The sequence below is a fragment of the Sinomonas terrae genome, from assembly GCF_022539255.1.
Taxonomy (GTDB): Bacteria; Actinomycetota; Actinomycetes; order Actinomycetales; family Micrococcaceae; genus Sinomonas; species Sinomonas terrae.
The window spans coordinates 2,418,151-2,434,360 of record NZ_JAKZBV010000001.1 but is presented as its reverse complement, the minus strand read 5'-3'; the positions used below and the strand labels follow the sequence as shown (position 1 = coordinate 2,434,360).

The 16,210-nt window shown below is 68.7% G+C and carries 14 protein-coding genes; 9 read left to right on the top strand and 5 right to left on the bottom strand.

The window, feature by feature from the left end; translation table 11 throughout:
• Nucleotides 1-130: 130 nt before the first annotated feature.
• The 9 genes from dxs to L0M17_RS11330 all read left to right on the top strand — a co-directional run bounded on the left by dxs (nt 131) and on the right by L0M17_RS11330 (nt 9,362).
• On the top strand, nt 131-2,107 hold the full coding sequence (dxs, locus tag L0M17_RS11370) for a 1-deoxy-D-xylulose-5-phosphate synthase (protein WP_241054064.1): 1,977 nt from the start codon (nt 131-133) through the stop codon (nt 2,105-2,107).
• Nucleotides 2,104-2,700, top strand: a complete 597-nt coding sequence (locus L0M17_RS11365; RefSeq protein WP_241054063.1) for a DUF402 domain-containing protein — start codon at nt 2,104-2,106, stop codon at nt 2,698-2,700. Before dxs ends, L0M17_RS11365 begins: the two co-directional genes overlap by 4 nt.
• Entirely contained in the window at nt 2,697-3,254 is a 558-nt protein-coding gene (locus tag L0M17_RS11360; RefSeq protein WP_241054062.1) for a hypothetical protein, read from the top strand. Before L0M17_RS11365 ends, L0M17_RS11360 begins: the two co-directional genes overlap by 4 nt.
• A 79-nt stretch (nt 3,255-3,333) precedes the next feature.
• The gene (locus tag L0M17_RS11355) at nt 3,334-4,311 is read left to right on the top strand and encodes an aldo/keto reductase (protein WP_241054061.1); all 978 of its coding nucleotides are present in this window, start codon (nt 3,334-3,336) and stop codon (nt 4,309-4,311) included.
• Between the two features lie 23 nt (nt 4,312-4,334).
• Nucleotides 4,335-5,408 carry a nucleoside hydrolase gene (locus tag L0M17_RS11350; protein WP_241054060.1) on the top strand — a complete coding sequence of 358 codons (1,074 nt, stop codon included), beginning with the start codon at nt 4,335-4,337 and terminating at the stop codon, nt 5,406-5,408.
• An 82-nt stretch (nt 5,409-5,490) separates the two neighbouring features.
• Nucleotides 5,491-6,330, top strand: a complete 840-nt coding sequence (locus L0M17_RS11345; RefSeq protein WP_241054059.1) for an ECF transporter S component — start codon at nt 5,491-5,493, stop codon at nt 6,328-6,330.
• A 1-nt stretch (nt 6,331) separates the two neighbouring features.
• The gene (locus L0M17_RS11340) at nt 6,332-7,150 is read left to right on the top strand and encodes an energy-coupling factor transporter transmembrane component T family protein (protein ID WP_241054058.1); all 819 of its coding nucleotides are present in this window, start codon (nt 6,332-6,334) and stop codon (nt 7,148-7,150) included.
• On the top strand, nt 7,147-8,688 hold the full coding sequence (locus tag L0M17_RS11335) for an ABC transporter ATP-binding protein (protein ID WP_241054057.1): 1,542 nt from the start codon (nt 7,147-7,149) through the stop codon (nt 8,686-8,688). The genes L0M17_RS11340 and L0M17_RS11335 overlap by 4 nt, the downstream gene beginning before the upstream one ends.
• Before the next feature lie 62 nt (nt 8,689-8,750).
• Nucleotides 8,751-9,362 carry a hypothetical protein gene (locus L0M17_RS11330; protein ID WP_241054056.1) on the top strand — a complete coding sequence of 204 codons (612 nt, stop codon included), beginning with the start codon at nt 8,751-8,753 and terminating at the stop codon, nt 9,360-9,362.
• Between the two features lie 154 nt (nt 9,363-9,516).
• Here L0M17_RS11330 and L0M17_RS11325 read toward each other — a convergent pair whose 3' ends face one another.
• The 5 genes from L0M17_RS11325 to L0M17_RS11305 form a co-directional block, all read right to left on the bottom strand.
• A complete protein-coding gene (locus tag L0M17_RS11325) occupies nt 9,517-11,667 on the bottom strand; it encodes a 3-hydroxyacyl-CoA dehydrogenase NAD-binding domain-containing protein (RefSeq protein WP_241054055.1) in 2,151 nt (716 codons plus the stop codon).
• Nucleotides 11,668-12,885 carry a thiolase family protein gene (locus L0M17_RS11320; RefSeq protein WP_241054054.1) on the bottom strand — a complete coding sequence of 406 codons (1,218 nt, stop codon included), beginning with the start codon at nt 12,883-12,885 and terminating at the stop codon, nt 11,668-11,670.
• Between the two features lie 109 nt (nt 12,886-12,994).
• Entirely contained in the window at nt 12,995-14,362 is a 1,368-nt protein-coding gene (locus tag L0M17_RS11315) for an HRDC domain-containing protein (RefSeq protein WP_241054052.1), read from the bottom strand.
• A gap of 24 nt (nt 14,363-14,386) precedes the next feature.
• Nucleotides 14,387-15,001 (bottom strand): DUF3000 domain-containing protein, encoded by a 615-nt coding sequence (locus tag L0M17_RS11310; protein WP_241054051.1) that lies wholly within the window; start codon nt 14,999-15,001, stop codon nt 14,387-14,389.
• 76 nt (nt 15,002-15,077) lie between these two features.
• Nucleotides 15,078-16,145, bottom strand: coding sequence for a threonine aldolase family protein (locus L0M17_RS11305; RefSeq protein ID WP_241056420.1), 1,068 nt, complete (start codon nt 16,143-16,145; stop codon nt 15,078-15,080).
• Nucleotides 16,146-16,210: the final 65 nt, after the last annotated feature.

Below are 16,210 nucleotides of genomic sequence, written 5' to 3'. Positions count from 1 at the left end.
GGCTCCAGCCTCCGCATGACCCCGAGGGCCCCCACGGCTGTGGGGGCCCTCGGGCGTTTCGGAGTGAACCGGGGTCCCGCTGGGGAAGGGGCTACAGTGGGTTGAGCAGTTTTCGAGCAAGGAGTAGCCCTTGGGCATTCTGGAGAGCATCCGCGGACCGAAAGACCTCGACCGCCTCACCTCCCAGGAGCTGACGGATTTGGCCGACGAGATCCGTCGCTTCCTCATCCGCAATGTTGCACAGACCGGGGGACATCTGGGTCCGAATCTGGGGGTGGTCGAGCTCACGCTCGCGCTCCACCGGGTCTTCGATTCGCCGCGGGACAGCATCATCTTCGACACGGGGCACCAGTCCTATGTCCACAAGCTCATCACCGGCAGGCAGGACTTCTCGTCGCTCCGCCAGCAGGGGGGCCTCTCCGGCTACCCGTCGCGAGCCGAGAGTGAACACGACATCGTCGAGTCCTCGCATGCGTCGTCGTCCCTCTCTTGGGCGGACGGCATCTCCAAAGCCCACAAGCTGACCGGCCATGGCGACCGCCACACGGTCGTCGTCGTGGGCGACGGCGCCCTCACGGGCGGCATGGCCTGGGAGGCGCTCAACAACATCGCGGCCGACAAGGACCGCCGGCTCGTGATCGTCGTCAATGACAACGGACGCTCGTACGCGCCCACCGTGGGTGGCTTCGCCGACTACCTCGCGTCCCTTCGCCCCGCCATCGACGCCGTCCGGGCAGCCCCCGCGTACGAGGGCACCCTCGCCTTCTGGAAGAAGCGCCTGCAAGAGGGCGGCCCCATGGGCCGCTTCACCTACAAGGGCCTGCACGCCGCCAAGAAGGGCGTCAAGGACTGGTGGGCACCGCAGGGCATGTTCGAAGACCTCGGCCTCAAGTATCTCGGCCCGGTCGACGGGCATGACGAGAGGGCCCTCGAGAATGCCCTCACTGCGGCGAAGCACTTCGCCGGGCCCGTGATCGTCCACGCTATGACCGAGAAGGGCCGCGGCTATGCGCCCGCGCGGGCGGACGAGGCGGACCAGTTCCACGCGGTCGGCGTCATCGATCCTCTGACGGGCGTGCCCCTGGCGTCAGCCGGCGCCGCGTCCTGGACGAGCGTGTTCGCTGACGAGATCGCCGCGATCGCGGACGAGCGGCCCGACGTCGTCGGCATCACCGGGGCAATGCTCATCCCGGTGGGCCTGCACAAGTTCGCCGAGCGGCACCCCGACCGCGTGTTTGACGTCGGCATCGCCGAGCAGCACGCCATGACGAGCGCTGCGGGCATGGCCTTCGGCGGCCTCCACCCGGTCGTGGCCGTGTACTCGACCTTCCTCAACCGGGCGTTCGACCAACTGCTCATGGACGTCGCCCTCCACAAGGCGGGAGTGACCATCGTGCTGGATCGCGCAGGGGTCACCGGCCCAGACGGCGCCAGCCATCACGGCCAGTGGGATATGGCTCTCGTCCAGAGCGTCCCCGGCCTTCACCTCGCTGCGCCGCGGGACGCCACGAGGCTTCGGGAGGAGTTGCGGGAAGCGATCGCCGTCTCCGACGCGCCGACCGTCGTGCGGTTCTCGAAGGGGAGCGTCGGGCCGGAGACCGAAGCCGTCGAGCGCCTCGCTGACGGCGTCGACGTGCTGCGCCGCACCGGGACCAAGCGAGGCAAGGGCGGCGATGTGCTCCTCGTCGCGGTCGGCGCCATGAGCGATCTCGCGCTCGACGTCGCCGAGCGGCTCGACCACCAGGGGATCAGTTCGACGGTCGTGGACCCGCGGTGGGTCCTGCCGGTGCCGAAGAGCGTCATCCGCTTGGCTGCGCAGCACCGGATCGTCGTGTGCCTCGAGGACGGCGTGCGGGCCGGCGGAGTCGGATCGCGGATCCGGCAGGAGATGAGGGCCGTCGGCGTCGACACAGCGCTCAACGAGGTCGGCCTGCCCGTCGAGTTCCTCGACCACGGAACACGATCCGAGGTCCTCGCCCAGGTCGGCCTGACTGCCCAGCAGATCGCGCACGACGTCGTCGCCCAGGTTCTCGGCATGAAGGTGCCGTTCGCACGCCCCCTGCCGGGGCAGCCGGCGCCAGCAACCGGCAGCCTTCCCAAGCTGTGACCCTCGGGTCAGCCGCCCCCTTCGCGGACCACAGCCCAGCGGACCTTCCGCGCCCGGGTGATCTCGTCGTCGCCCGCAACCGCAAGTGGGACGGCGGGGCGCACTGGGTTGTTCCCGGAGTCCACCTCGGCGAGGACGAACACGGCTGGTGGATGTACCAGGGGCGCGGGGAATTCATCTCGCGGCCGGGCATGGCGCTCTACACGCTCACAGACGCCGTGCTGCTTGTACCGCGCGACGGAGGCTACGCCGCGACGTTCTACGACGACTTCAACCCCGGCGAGTTCCGCGTCTACGTGGATCTCGCGTGGGACCTCTCCTGGCGGCGGATCCGACAGGACCCCGACGGGACCGTTGAGTTTCACATGATCGACATGGACCTCGACGTGATCCGTGCCGCCGGCCGGGGCGTGTTCGTCGACGACGAGGACGAGTTCGAGGAGCACCGTGCGAGCATGGCCTACCCGGACGAGCTCGTCCGGGCAGTGAGAGCCCAGTGTGCGCAGCTTGTCGAGCTCGTGCACGATCGTCTGGGACCGTTCAGCGGAATCGCCGACGTATGGCTCGCCCAAGGAAGAAAGGACTTCACATGAGTTTCCTGCGCGTCTACCGCACCCGGGACGACGGCACGCTCGAATTCCGGGAGGCATGGCACGACGACGAGGCCGCCCAGTTCGTCGTGAACCACGGCGTCGTGGGTCACGTCTCGACGACCCAGGAAACGAACGACGTCGACGCTGCCGCGGCCGAGAGTCTTCTCGCCGCCTTCGCGACCCAGTGCGAGGAAGACGGCTTCGCGGAGGTCCCCGAGGCGGAGCAGGACCGCGTCGCGGCTCAGTTCGCCCTCAAGAGCCAGGCGGGGACGGAACGCGACCGCTTCCTTGAGCGGCAGGCGGTGCGCGCGCTCACCGGGCACCTTGCGTGGCGGGGACTCGGGACGGTCGAGGAGAGCGCGATCGAGTCGGGACGCCTGACGATTTTCATGCGCACGGTCGACGCTGGGAAGGCCGTGGCGGCCATCAAGACCTGCCTGCGTGAGAACACGAGCGACTTCACCAAGCTCTCGATCGCCGTTGCGAAGGCGGATGCCCCCGAGGAGTTCAAGCTCAAGCACGCTCCCGCCGGAATCCGCAGCTTCTCGCTCTAGCTCAAATGCCGTCTCGCAAGCTCCGGACGGCGTCTTCCCAGCTGGCGGTCGTGTGACCCGGCACGAGTAGGCTGGCGCTATGACTGACTACCGCCGTCTTGGCCGTTCGGGCCTCACCGTCTCTACCGTCGGTCTGGGTTGCAACAACCTGGGCCGTGCCAACACTCCGACCGAGACGCAGGAGGGCACCGACGCGGTGGTTCACGCTGCCGTCGACGCTGGCATCACGCTGTTCGACGTCGCTGACGTGTATGGCAAGACGCCTGGGCTGAGCGAGGAGATGCTCGGTCGGGCGCTCAAGGGAAAGCGGGACGACGTCGTCGTCGCCACCAAGTTCGGCATGGACATGCACGGTGCGAACGGCAAGGACTTCGGGGCCCGTGGCTCGCGGCGCTACATCAAGCAGGCTGTCGAGGCGTCCCTTCGACGGCTCGACACGGACTGGATCGACCTTTACCAGTTCCACACCCCGGACCCGGAGACGCCGATCGAGGAGACGCTCTCGGCGCTCGACGACCTCGTGCACGAGGGGAAGGTCCGGTACATCGGCCACTCGAACCGCGCCGGCTGGCAGATCGCCGAGGCCGAGTTCGCCGCTCGCATCGGCGGCTACACCCCCTTCGTGTCCAGCCAGAACCACTACAACCTCCTTGACCGCCGCGCTGAGCTCGAGGTGACGCAGGCGGCGGAGGCCTATGGCCTCGGGGTGCTGCCCTACTTCCCGCTCGCGAACGGCCTGCTTACGGGCAAGTACTCACGCGGCAGCGCGCCCGAGGGCTCGCGGCTCTCGCACACTCGGACCAATCTCGTCCACGACGCGGACTGGGACCAGCTCGACAGGTTCTCCGCGTTTGCCGAGGAACGAGGGCTCACTGAACTCCAGGTCGCGTTCTCCTGGCTCGCAGCCCAGCCGTCGGTCGCGAGCGTGATCGCCGGCGCGACCAAGCCCGATCAGATCCGCGAGAACGCCGAGGCCGCCTCCTGGCAGCCGAGTGCCGAGGACCTCGCGGAACTCGACGAGATCTTCCCGCGCACGCCGAAGGTCGCGCTCTTCTAAGGGCGGCAGGCACCCAAGCACCAATGCATGACGCATCCCGCCCCGTGATGCACGATGCGCGTCGGGAGCCCGTGTCCATCCTCATGGACTGCGACACGGGCATCGACGACGCGCTAGCGCTCGTCTACCTGTGCAGCCAGCCACACGTCGAACTCGTCGGCTTGACCAGCACCCCGGGGAATGTCGACGCTGAGCAGGTGGCACGGAACAACCTCGCGCTACTCGACCTCTGCGGGCGGTCGGACGTTCCGGTTGCCATCGGCGCGCGAGCGCCTCTGGGCATCCCCCTCGTCACGACCCCTGAAACGCACGGTCCCCAAGGCATCGGCTACGCGGAGCTACCGGTGCCGAGCCGCGGCACCGAGCAACGCGACGCCGTCGAGCTATGGGTAGAAGCTGCTCGCGCCCGTCCAGGAGAGCTCACAGCGCTCCTGACGGCGCCCCTGACGAACTTCGCTCTCGCCCTTCGCGCCGAGCCCAAGCTCCCGGAACTCCTGCGCGGCGTCGTCATCATGGGCGGCGCCTACTACTACCAAGGCAACACGACGCCCACAGCCGAGTGGAACACCCACGTCGACCCCGAGGCCGCCGCCGAAGTGTTCAGGGCCTTCGCCGGGCAGCCTGAGGAGCGATTGCCGATCGTGTGCGCTCTCGAGACGACCGAGCGCATCGAGATGCGGCCGGAGCATGTTGCAGCGCTGGCGAGGGCTGCTGGATGCGCGGAGCCCGAACTGGTGGATCCGGGGCACGCCTTGGGACTGCGAAGCCGGGCCTCGAATCCGCTCGTGCGCCATCTGAGCGACATGCTCCGGTTCTACTTCGAGTTCCATCGGGACTACGACCAGGGCTACGTTGCCCACGTCCACGACTACTTCGCAGCGAGCGTCGCGGCTGGGACTGCCAATTTCTCGACCCGGACGGCCACGGTCCATGTCGAGACCAGCGCCCCACGGCTCCTCGGCACGACCATCGCGGACTACAGGGGCCTGTGGGGCGAGCCACCGAACGCGCGGATCGTGTGGGGCAACCAGCCGGACGAGGCGTTCGAGGAGCTCGTGACGGCGGTGGCTGGGCTCGCGGCTGGGCTAGACTTTTGAGGGTTCCCGTGCAGGCGGGATCGCCGAGGTGACATAGGCGAATCAATCATCCAGCAACTCCCAACCGAAGGAACGCGCCCCCATGTCGCATCCCCTGACGGTCGAGGCGCCACGCCGCTCGCCCCTGAGGACCACGCTCACCGTCCTCGGCGCCGTGGCCGTCGCCGCGACCTACGCCTTCCTCATCGTGTCCCAGCCCGCCGACGTCGCCAACGGCCCGACGGCGGCAGGGGCACTTGTCGCGCTCACCGGCTTCGGCATCGCCATGGTGCTGCTCTTCGCCGGCATCCTCCCGTCCCTGCCGACCACCACGCTTGCGCTCATCCCCGTCGCGCTCGTGCTCAACATCGTGCTCGGCCAGTTCGTCGGCAGCACCCTCATCCCGATCTACCTCGACTCGATCGGAACGGTGCTCGTCGGCTTCCTCGCGGGTTCGGCTGCGGGCGCCGCAACGGGGCTGCTGAGCACGCTCGTCTGGTCGTTCTTCAATCCCACCGTGCTCCCGTTCGCCGCGGGAGCGGCCGCGATCGGCGCCCTCGCCGGCCTCGCGGCGCGGCTCGGCGTCGTTCGACGCTTCTACCTCGTGCCGGTCGCGGGGCTCATCACGGGCTTTGTCGCGGCGGCCATCGCGGCCCCTATCGCCGTCATCGTCTTCGGCGGAACCGCTACGGGCGCCACGGGTGCCGTCATCGCGCTCTTCCGCGCGGCGGGCCAGAACCTCGTCCAGTCGGTGACGACGGGAGCCTTCACCTCCGATCTCCCGGACAAGCTCGTGACTTTCTCGGTCGCCGCCGCGCTCGCCTACGCCCTGCCGCGCCGCAGCACCCAGCGCTTCGAGTTCGTGAGGCGCCACCGGGTGCTCGCGGGAGCCAAGCAGACCGCCGCCCGGCACGCGGACGGCGAGGCTGCCCCGGCCGCATGAGGTGAGCCGCCCCGAAACCGGCCTGGCTGACCACGCATTCACCACGAGCGCGAGAACGGGCCGCCTCAATCCCCTCACCGGGCTCGTGCTCGCCGGGTCAGGGGCGGTCGCGTGCCTCGCGTGGGCCTCGTGGGGCGTATGGGCCGCCGTGCTCGCCGCGGCTCTCTTGGCTGCCGCGATGGGCGGAATCCTGCGGCGGGTCGTCGCGGCGGCTTCGATCGTCGTCGTCCCTTTTGCCCTCTGGGCGCTCGTAATCCATGGGCTGTTCTTCCCCGAAGGCCGCACCGTCCTCCTCGCGTTCGGTCCCGCGCGCGTGACGTCGGAGGGGCTCACCTACGCAGGGGCCTTCGTCCTCCGCACGGCATCGCTCGTCGTCGTCATGCTGGCCTTCTCGCTGTGGGTCAGCGTCCCCACCCTGCGTGCCGCCCTCGTCCGCAGAGGCGCGCCAGCGCAGCTCGGCTACGTTCTCGCTTCTGCGCTCGGACTCGCAGCGACCGTCGCCGAGCGGCTTCAGCGGATCCGAGAGGCCCAGGAAGCCCGGGGATTGGTCGTACGGAATGGCCCCGCGGGGCGATTGCTCGCCGCACGCATGCAGGTCGTGCCTCTTGTCCTGCAACTAGTCGACGAGGCGGGGGAGCGCGCTGCCGCCCTGGAGGCAAGGGGATACGCGCTTCCTGGCCGACGCACCTCGTACGTGGATGAGCCAGACTCGCGCACGCAGCGGGTCCTTCGTTGGACTCTGGCCAGCGCGAGCGTCGTCCTTGTGGCGTCCGTCGTCGTTCCCGCCGTCGCCGGCGTCCTGACCGGGGCAGCGCGGTGAGCGGCTTCGTCTTGGCGGCTCACGTCCGCAGCTTCACGTACGACGACGGCGGCAAGCCCCTGTTGCGAGACGTGCGACTTGAGCTCGTCCCCGGCTCGCTGACAGCCGTCCTCGGCGCCTCGGGCAGCGGCAAGTCGATGCTTGCGAAGGTGCTCGCGGGCTGGGCACTCGCGGGTGGCCACGGCCGGCTCAACGGCACGCTCGAGTTGGCCCGTGGCGGAGCGGCCGAGCGGCTCGACTTCCACGGCTCACCGGAAGATCCGCGGCTGCGACTCGGGGCATGGGGACAGCACGTGGCATACGTGCCGCAGCGCGCGGCGGACCTCTTGACGGGGGCGGCCGCCACGGTGGGGGAGGAACTCGCGTTTGCGCTCGAGCAGCGCGGCACGCCCCGGGCCGAGATGCTCGAGCAGGTCGACTCGGCAGCGCGCGCCGTCGGACTCGGCGAGTTCCTGCAGCGGGACCCCGGCCGGCTCTCTGGGGGAGAGCAAAGGCGCCTCGCCATCGCGTGCGCGCTCGTCGGGCGACCGGGCGTCGTATTGCTCGATGAGCCAAGTGCTTCCCTTGACGCCGAGGGCTTCGCTGCCCTGTCGCGGCTCATTGGCGCGCTTCGGGCCTCCGGGGCGGCAGTGGTTGTCTTCACAGCGGCGGCGGACCCGATTGCGCGAGCGGCCGAGCGTTGGTTGCTGCTCGAAGGAGGCGCCGTGGCCGCGGAAGGGCCACGGGCCGAGGTGGAAGCCGATGCCGCATTCGCCGCCTCTGGAGTGCTGCGCGACGATTCCGGCACTGCGGAAAACCCGCGGTCCGTGGGCGAGGGCCTCGCGGCTTCCACACCGCTCGCCGAACTTGACCGCGTGACGTTCGCGTACCCCGAGGCGGGGCGCGCCGGTCGGCGCCGTCATGCGTTCGCGCCCGGCACACGGGTGCTCGATGAGGCCAGCTTGGCAGTCCTCCCGGGCGAGGTGGTTGCTCTCACCGGACCGAACGGAGCTGGCAAGTCCACGTCCCTGAGGCATCTCGCGGGCCTCCTCAGGCCCCAGCGAGGCGTGGTCCGCATCGAGGGCGTTGACATCCTTGCCGAGCCCGCAGGCCGCGTTGCGGGAACCGTCGGCACCCTGTTCCAAGAACCGCGCGACCAGCTCTTCGAGCGCACCGCCGTCCGTGAGGTTGCGTTCGGGCTCTCCGGGCGAAGAGGTTTCCTTGGAGCTTCCCGAGGCGAGGCTCGGACTCGAGCGCTCGCCGCGCTCGAGTCCGTCGGCCTCATTCGTCACGCGGACGCACACCCTTACGAGCTCTCGATGTCCGAGCAACGGCTCCTCGCCCTCGCAACGGTGCTTGCGCGGCGTCCGCGCGTCCTGCTCCTCGACGAACCGACCGTTGGCCTTGACCGCTTCGGGCTCGCGCGGCTCGAAGCCGCGGTGCGGCGCGCAGCGGAAGGAGGAGCCGCCGTCGTGCTCTCGACTCACGCCCTCACCTGGGCGCGCCGGCAAGCTGACCGCGGTCTCGTCCTGACCGCGGGCCGCTTCCATGAAGTGTGAGCTGCAAGGCCGGACGTCCGGTAGTCTCGGAGGCTGTGGCCTAGAGGGCCGGAGGAGGCAGGGTGCAGTCGGCGTGGGAGCGGTGGGAGAGCTTCTGGGTTGGCGGAACGCGGCGGGGCGCCGTCTTCCGGTGCTTCGATGGCACCCTCCTCATCACGCGCGTAGCGTTCGACGACGGCGTCGGCTCGCCTTTCACCTGCGAGTCCATCGTGCGGCTGAGCCGCAACGGTGATACTTGGAGCGGATTCCGGTACGGGCAGGAGCCGGGCGGTCTGCGGAGCGGTGCGTGGCGGGACGATTCCGAGCACGGGGTCGACACCCTGCCTGCGAGCGGCGAGTACCTCCTCGTCGAGCGCCTTGTGCGCAGCGGGCGGGAGACAGGAACCTTCCGACGCGTCGATGAGGCCAATCCCGCCGCGCCCGCAGCGCCCGCGGAGGTGCACCGCCGCCGTGTCGAAACGATCGACCTTCCCCAAGGACGCAGCCTCCGTGCTGAGCGGTGGGAGGTGGTCGCCGGCGGGGTGCGGGTAGGTGCGTGGTGGGCGCACGACGGCGAACTCGTCCGGGGCGCGTCCGGCGGCGCGCTCACGTTTGCCTGCCCCGAGGCGACCGCCCTCGAGGGGCTCGACCAGCCGCTGAGCGATTTCCTCCGCGGGGGCTTCGGAAAGACCTGACCACTCCCCGGTCGAGAAGTGGCCACTCGACGGTGTAAAAGTGGCCACTCGACGGTGAAAAGGTGGCCACTCGTCAACTCTCCCCGACGAGTGGCCACTTCTCGGGTGACGAGTGGCCACCTTTAGTGCGACGAGTGGCCACTTCTTCGAGCTGTCAGGATTCCGCGTGGAACTTCCTGCCGTTGACCCGCTCGGACGCTCCGACCCTGTCTAGGTACGGTGTAATGCCGCCCAGATGCATGGGCCACCCTGCACCGAGGATCATGCACAGATCAACGTCCTCTGGCCCGGCAACGACTCCCTCGGCGAGCAGCAGCCCGATCTCCTCGGCCAAGGCATCCTCGCAGCGCCTCAGCACCTGGTCGCTCGTCGAAGGGTGGTTGCCGAAGCGAAGGAGCGCGAGCGTGGACGCCGGGATTTCTTGGCTTCGCTCGTCGGTCTGCGCCCACAGGCCCTTGACCCCCGCGTCGATGAGGGCCTGCTGGTTCGCCGAGACGTGGAAGCGGTTTCCGAACGAAGCGTGCAGCGATTCCGCCACGTGCTGGGCAACGGGAAGCCCCACCATCGAGGCGAGGGTGAACGGGGACATGGGCAGGCCCAGGGGTTTGAGCGCGGAGTCGGCGACCTCGGCCGGGGTGCCCTCGTCGAACGCAGCCGTGACCTCGCCCATCAGGCGCAGAAGGACCCGGTTCACCACGAACGCGGCCGCGTCCTTGACGAGCACCGCGGTCTTCTTGAGCGACTTCGCGAGGACGAAGGCCGTGGCGAGGACGGCGTCGTCCGTGAGAGGGGCACGAACCACCTCGACGAGCGGCATCACCGCGACCGGGTTGAAGAAATGGAAGCCCACGACCCGTTCGGGATGTTCGAGGCCCTCGGCCATCGCGGTGACCGAGAGGGAGGAGGTGTTGGTCGCGAGGATGCACTCGGGCGTGACCACGCTCTCGAGTTCGGCGAACACCTGCTGCTTGACGGCGAGTTCCTCGAACACGGCCTCGATGACGAAGTCCGCATCACCGAACGCGGCCTTCGAGACAGATCCTGTGACGAGCGCCTTGGTCCGGTTCGCCGCGTCGGTCGAGATGCGTCCCTTGGCGAGCAGCTTGTCGACCTCGCCCCGGACATACGCCACGCCCTTGTCGACCCTCGACTGGTCGATGTCCGTCATGACCACGGGGACCTTGAGCTGGCGCGCGAACAGGAGCGCGAGCTGGCTGGCCATAAGGCCTGCGCCCACCACCCCCACCTTCTGGATGGGACGCGCGAGCTTTGCGTCGGGCGCACCCGCGGGACGTTTCCCCCGGCGCTGCACAAGATCGAGGAAGGCGTAGACGGTATCCCGGAACTGGGGCGTCTGCGTCAGTTCGGTGAGGGCCTCCACTTCGAGTTCCGCGGCCTCCTTCTGACTTGCGAGCTTGCCTGCCTCGAATACGTCCAAGACCTTGCTTGGAGCCGGCGCGGCGTCCCCGGTCCGGGCCGAGACGAAGGTCCGGGCGGCCTTCGCCGCGGCGTCCCAGCGTTGGGCGGCGTCGGCGTCGGCTGAAGGGTCGACGGCGCGCGGCCGCGCCGCGGTCTGCTCACCGGAGAGGATCGCCCCGGCCCACTCGAGCGAGCGTTCGAGGAAGTCTGCCGGTTCGAAGATCGCGTCGGCGATGCCCAGTTCGAAGGCCTCTCGGCCGCCAATCGTCCGGTTGTTGCTCAGAGGGTTCTCGATCATGATCTTGAGCGCCCCCTCTGGGCCGATCAGACGCGGAAGGCGGTACACACCGCCCCATCCGGGCACGAGGCCGATGAAGGCTTCGGGCAAGCCGATGCCGTTCGCTGCTGAGGAGACGGTCCGGTAGGTGCAGGCGAGCGCGATCTCAAGCCCTCCGCCCAGAGCGACGCCGTTGATGAACGCGAACGTCGGTACCCCCAGATCGGCGAGCAGCCCGTACGCCGTGTGACCGAGTCGGGCCATCTGGGCACCCTGCTCCGGGTCCCGGAGCTGCTTGACGGTGGTCAGGTCTGCCCCCGCTACGAGGAAGTAGGGCTTTCCCGTGACCGCCACTGCGTCGATCTCACCCCCAGCAGCGCGTTCCCGAAGGCCCTCGAGCGTTCGGCCGAGCTCCACAAGAGTGTTCGGCCCGAGGGTGGTGGGCTTGGTGTGGTCGAGCCCGTTGTCGAGGGTGATGAGCGCAACCGTGAGGTGGCGGCTCGGAACCGAAGCAGGAAGGACGACGTCCTTGACGAGCGAGTGCGTGACGACCTCGTTCGCCACCTGCGAGGCCAGGGCGTCGAACTGGTCGAAGGCTGAGGCAGTCATTCACTCGCCCTTCCGGTAGTCGGGATGGTTCGGGTTTTCCCAGATGACGGTCCCACCCATGCCCAACCCGATGCACATGGTCGTTATGCCGTAACGCGTCTCGGGGGACTCGGCGAACTGCCGCGCGAGCTGGGTCATGAGGCGCACACCGGAGGATGCGAGGGGGTGGCCGACGGCGATCGCCCCGCCGTCGCGGTTGACGCGAGGGTCATCGTCCGCGATCCCGAAATGGTCGAGGAAGCTGAGGACCTGGACCGCGAACGCTTCGTTGATCTCGAAGAGACCGATGTCCTCGATCCCCAGCCCGGCCTTTGCAAGCGCCTTTTCAGTCGCCGGAACCGGCCCGAGGCCCATGACCTCGGGCGCGACCCCGGCGAAGGCGAACGAGACGAGTCGCATTCTCGCCGCCAGCCCCAGTTCCTCTGAAGCTTCGGTCGAGGCGAGCAGGCAGGCCGTCGCCCCGTCGTTGAGGCCGGCCGCATTGCCCGCCGTCACTCGTCCATGCGGGCGGAACGGGGTCCGAAGCGTTGCGAGGTCCTCGAGCGTCGTCCCAGGGCGCGGGGGCTCGTCCGCAGTCGCCAGTCCAAATCCTTCCCCGGGCCGGTGCGTTGCGACGGGAACCAGGTCCCTCTGGATCTTGCCGTCCTCGTAGGCGGCTGCGAGCTTGGCCTGTGATGCGACGGCGTAGCGGTCGGCGCGCTCCTTGGTGATCGCAGGGAACCGGTCGTGGAGATTCTCCGCGGTGCTGCCCATCGTGAGGGCGCTCGGGTCCACGATGCGTTCGGCGATAAAGCGAGGGTTGGGGTCCGTTCCCTGCCCCATGGGGTGGTTCCCCATGTGTTCGACGCCCCCGGCGATCACGACGTCGTAGGCGCCGAAGGCGATGCCGCTCGCCGTCGTCGTCACCGCGGTCATAGCCCCGGCGCACATGCGGTCGACGGCGAATCCCGGCACTGTGCGCGGCAGGCCCGCGAGGAGCGCGGCGCTGCGCCCGATGGTGAGGCCTTGATCGCCGGTCTGGGTTGTCGCGGCGACAGAGACCTCATCGACGCGGTCGGGCGGAAGCGACGGGTTTCGGCGTAGCAGTTCGCGGATCGTCTTGACGACGAGATCGTCGGCGCGCGTGCCGTGGTACATGCCCTTCTCGCCGGCCTTGCCGAAGGGTGTGCGGACGCCGTCGACGAAGACGACGTCTCGGATGTGCCTGCTCGATGACATGGGCGGCTCCTAGGGGGAGGGTGGCTTGTTGCGGGACTGCGAGCGCCCCGAGCCAATGTTACCGACGAGTAACTTGAGGGGCAATCCCCATTTGTCCTCGTCGGGACTGTCACTCACCCGCGGGCTGCGCCTTCTTCCTCGTGCTGAGGGGCTCGGGATGCTGGAACGACTCGAGAACCGTGGGCAGCACCCGTTCGATCTGCCAGTTTCGGGCGCCGAGTTCGTGCAGGGCATCTGCAAGTGATGCGGGGGTCAGCGTTGCCGGCGGTCGCCACGCGATTCGCCGAAGATGGTCCGGCGTCAGGAGGTTCTCGGTTGGCATGCCCATCGATTCCGCGAGGGCGGCGACGCGGGGCCGAACGGTCTGCAGCCGAGCAGCAGCCTCCGGGTCCCGGTCCTCCCAGACGCGCGGTGGCGGCGGTGCGTTCGTAGCGAGATGAAGCGGCGGGAGCTGCTCAGGCACCAGATTCCGCGCGGCCGAGACCGCGCGCAGCCAGCGAGGCGCCTCCCTCTGGGCCGCGCGGCCGTGGAATCCCTTCGTTGCGAGCAGCTGGGGGACCGTCGTTGGCATGGCGCGGGCGACGGCGACGATCGCCGCGTCCGGGATGAGCTTCCCCGGTGCGATGTCCCGCTTCCGTGCGAGAGCGTCCCGTTCCAGCCACAGTTCCCGCACCGCGGCGAGCTGCCGCCGGTCGCGGATCTGGTGAACGCCCGAGGTGCGGCGCCAGGGGTCCGGCTTTGGCGTGGGAAGACCGGCGTGGAGGATCGCTTCGAACTCTTCCTCGGCGAATTCGAGCTTCCTCTGGGCGGCGAGGAGTTCGGCAAGCTCGTCGCGGAGCTCGACGAGTACTTCGACGTCAAGCGCGGCGTAGCGCAGCCACGGTTCGGGCAGGGGGCGCGTGGACCAGTCTGCCGCCGAGTGTTCCTTCGCGAGCCCGAACCCGAGCAGATGCTCGACGACGGCTGCAAGGCCCACCCGTGGAAGCCCCGCAAGACGGGCGGCGAGTTCGGTGTCGAAGAGCCGATCGGGCCACATGCCTACTTCGGCGAGACACGGGAGGTCTTGGGTCGAGGCGTGCAGGACCCACTCCACTCCGTGCAGGGCATCTCCGAGGATGGAGAGGTCATCGAACGGCTCCGGGTCGATGAGCCAAGTGCCCGCACCCTCGCGGCGGATCTGCACGAGGAATGCGCGCTGACCATAGCGGAAGCCCGAGGCCCGTTCGGCATCCACACCTGCGGGCCCCCTTCCCGCAGCGATCGCATGGGCTGCCCGCTCGAGGCCTTCCTTGGTCTGTATGACAAGAGGGACGCCCTCGCGCGGCTCATCGAGGCCGATGACGGCGGGGACGGGATGGACGAATCCTTCGACGTGGACGTGGGTGGATCCGTTCTCCGTGTCAGGGGAAGCGGTCGGTGCTGCTCGGTGGCCGGGTTCCGAACCGGCCTGTGTGGAGCCTTGGGACTGTGCGGTCATGATTTCCTGAGTCTACGCCGGGCCTCAATCACGGCGGCGGGGCAGCGGGGAGACGCCGTCGGGAAGGGGTGGAAGCCCGGCGAACGTGCAGACCATGTCGGCCCAGGCCTCGAGATGGCTCTTGACCGCCGGGCTCTGAGGGGTCCACGATGCCCGCAGTTCGATGTCGATCGACTCGCGGCGGCCCTCAAGCGTCCCGAAGCTCTCCGAGAGGACCCGGGTAGCGGTCCCGCCCGCCGCCGTGTAGTCCGCGCCGTGCTTCTCGAGTGCCTCGACCAGCCACGTCCACGCAACTGAACCGAGCAGGGAGTCCTCCGCCATCTCGGGCTCCAATTGGGCGCGAATATACGTCACGACCCGGAACGTGCCCTTCCATACCGTGGGCGGCTCCGGATCGTGGAGCAGGATGAAGCGGCCTGTCGCGAGTTCGGGCGACGAGGAGGCGTCGGCGCTTTCGTCCAGTCCCACACTCTTGCTCGCTGGGTCGAGAACCTCGGCCTCGAGCGCCACGGCATACGGCGCGAGCCGGGCCGGCGCCGGGATTTCCTGGAGGCGGAGCTCGGGGCGGCCGACGGCGGCGCGCAAGGAGCGCAGGGCACTCAGAAAATCCGCAGGCAACTGAGCTAATGCGGTCACCATCACAGCGTACGTCGCGGGGCTCCGGCAGGGCCCTTATGGCACGCCGGAACTCCTCGCCGTTCTCGGGTCGGTTCGCCTACCGCTCGAGCTCCTCCCGCAGGGCGGCCGCGAAGGCATCTACATCGCCCTCTGTCGTATCGAACGAGCACATCCACCGCACCTCGCGGCGGGAGGCGTCCCAGTCGTAGAACCGGAAGCGCTCGCGCAGGCGATCCGCCACTCCCTCCGGCAGGATCGCGAACACCCCGTTCGATTGCGTTTCCTGCGTGAGCTCCACCCCCTCAAGGCCCTCGACGGCGGCGCGGAGCCGTGCTGCCATCGCGTTGGAGTGCTCAGCGGACCGGAGCCAGAGATCGTCCTCGAGGAGTGCGAGGAACTGGGCCGAGACGAACCGCATCTTCGACGCGAGCTGCATGTCCATCTTGCGGAGGTAGTCGAGACCGTGGGCTGCCTCGGGCGCGAGGGCGACCACGCACTCGCCGAAGAGCATCCCGTTCTTGGTCCCCCCGAAGGAGAGGATGTCGATTCCGGCGTCGCGCGTGAACGCACGCACGGGGACGCCAAGTGCCGCGGTCGCATTCGCGAGGCGTGCTCCGTCCATGTGGACCCTCATCCCGACCGAATGCGCATGGTCAGTGATGGCGCGAATCTCCTCGATCGAGTAGCGTGTGCCGAGCTCGGTGGTCTGCGTGATGGAGACAGCAAGCGGCTGGGCCCGATGCTCGTCCCCCCAGCCCCACGCCTCGCGGTCGATGAGTTCAGGCGTCAGCTTGCCGTCCTCGGCAGGAACGGCGAGCAGCTTCATCCCGCCGATCCGTTCAGGGGCCCCGTTCTCGTCTACGTTGATGTGCGCGCTGGAGGCGCAGATCACCGCCCCCCAACGGGGAATGAGCGACTGGAGCGACAGGACGTTGGCGCCAGTCCCGTTGAAGACGGGGTAGGACTCGACGCCGTCCCCGAACAGCCGGCGCATCTCATCCTTGAGGCGAAGGGTGTAGTCGTCGCTGCCGTAGGAGGTCTGATGCCCCCCGTTCGCCGCGACGAGGGCTGCGAGAACTTCCGGATGGGCGCCCGAGTAGTTGTCGGAGGCGAAGCCGCGCACTGTGGTGTCGTGGAGCGGCCAGCCAGTGGGGCCGTCGGTCACGGTGCTGGCTGAGGCGAGGGAATGGGCAGGATGGATCGAAGTCACTGACACAGTATTGCCTAATC

Coding starts and splice junctions, on each gene's coding strand:
- L0M17_RS11360 (WP_241054062.1), top strand. CDS start 2,697: ATGAGTTTCCTGCGCGTCTACCGCACCCGGGACGACGGCACGCTCGAA.
- L0M17_RS11355 (WP_241054061.1), top strand. CDS start 3,334: ATGACTGACTACCGCCGTCTTGGCCGTTCGGGCCTCACCGTCTCTACC.
- L0M17_RS11350 (WP_241054060.1), top strand. CDS start 4,335: ATGCATGACGCATCCCGCCCCGTGATGCACGATGCGCGTCGGGAGCCC.
- L0M17_RS11345 (WP_241054059.1), top strand. CDS start 5,491: ATGTCGCATCCCCTGACGGTCGAGGCGCCACGCCGCTCGCCCCTGAGG.
- L0M17_RS11325 (WP_241054055.1), bottom strand. CDS start 11,667: ATGACTGCCTCAGCCTTCGACCAGTTCGACGCCCTGGCCTCGCAGGTG.
- L0M17_RS11320 (WP_241054054.1), bottom strand. CDS start 12,885: ATGTCATCGAGCAGGCACATCCGAGACGTCGTCTTCGTCGACGGCGTC.
- L0M17_RS11315 (WP_241054052.1), bottom strand. CDS start 14,362: ATGACCGCACAGTCCCAAGGCTCCACACAGGCCGGTTCGGAACCCGGC.
- L0M17_RS11310 (WP_241054051.1), bottom strand. CDS start 15,001: ATGGTGACCGCATTAGCTCAGTTGCCTGCGGATTTTCTGAGTGCCCTG.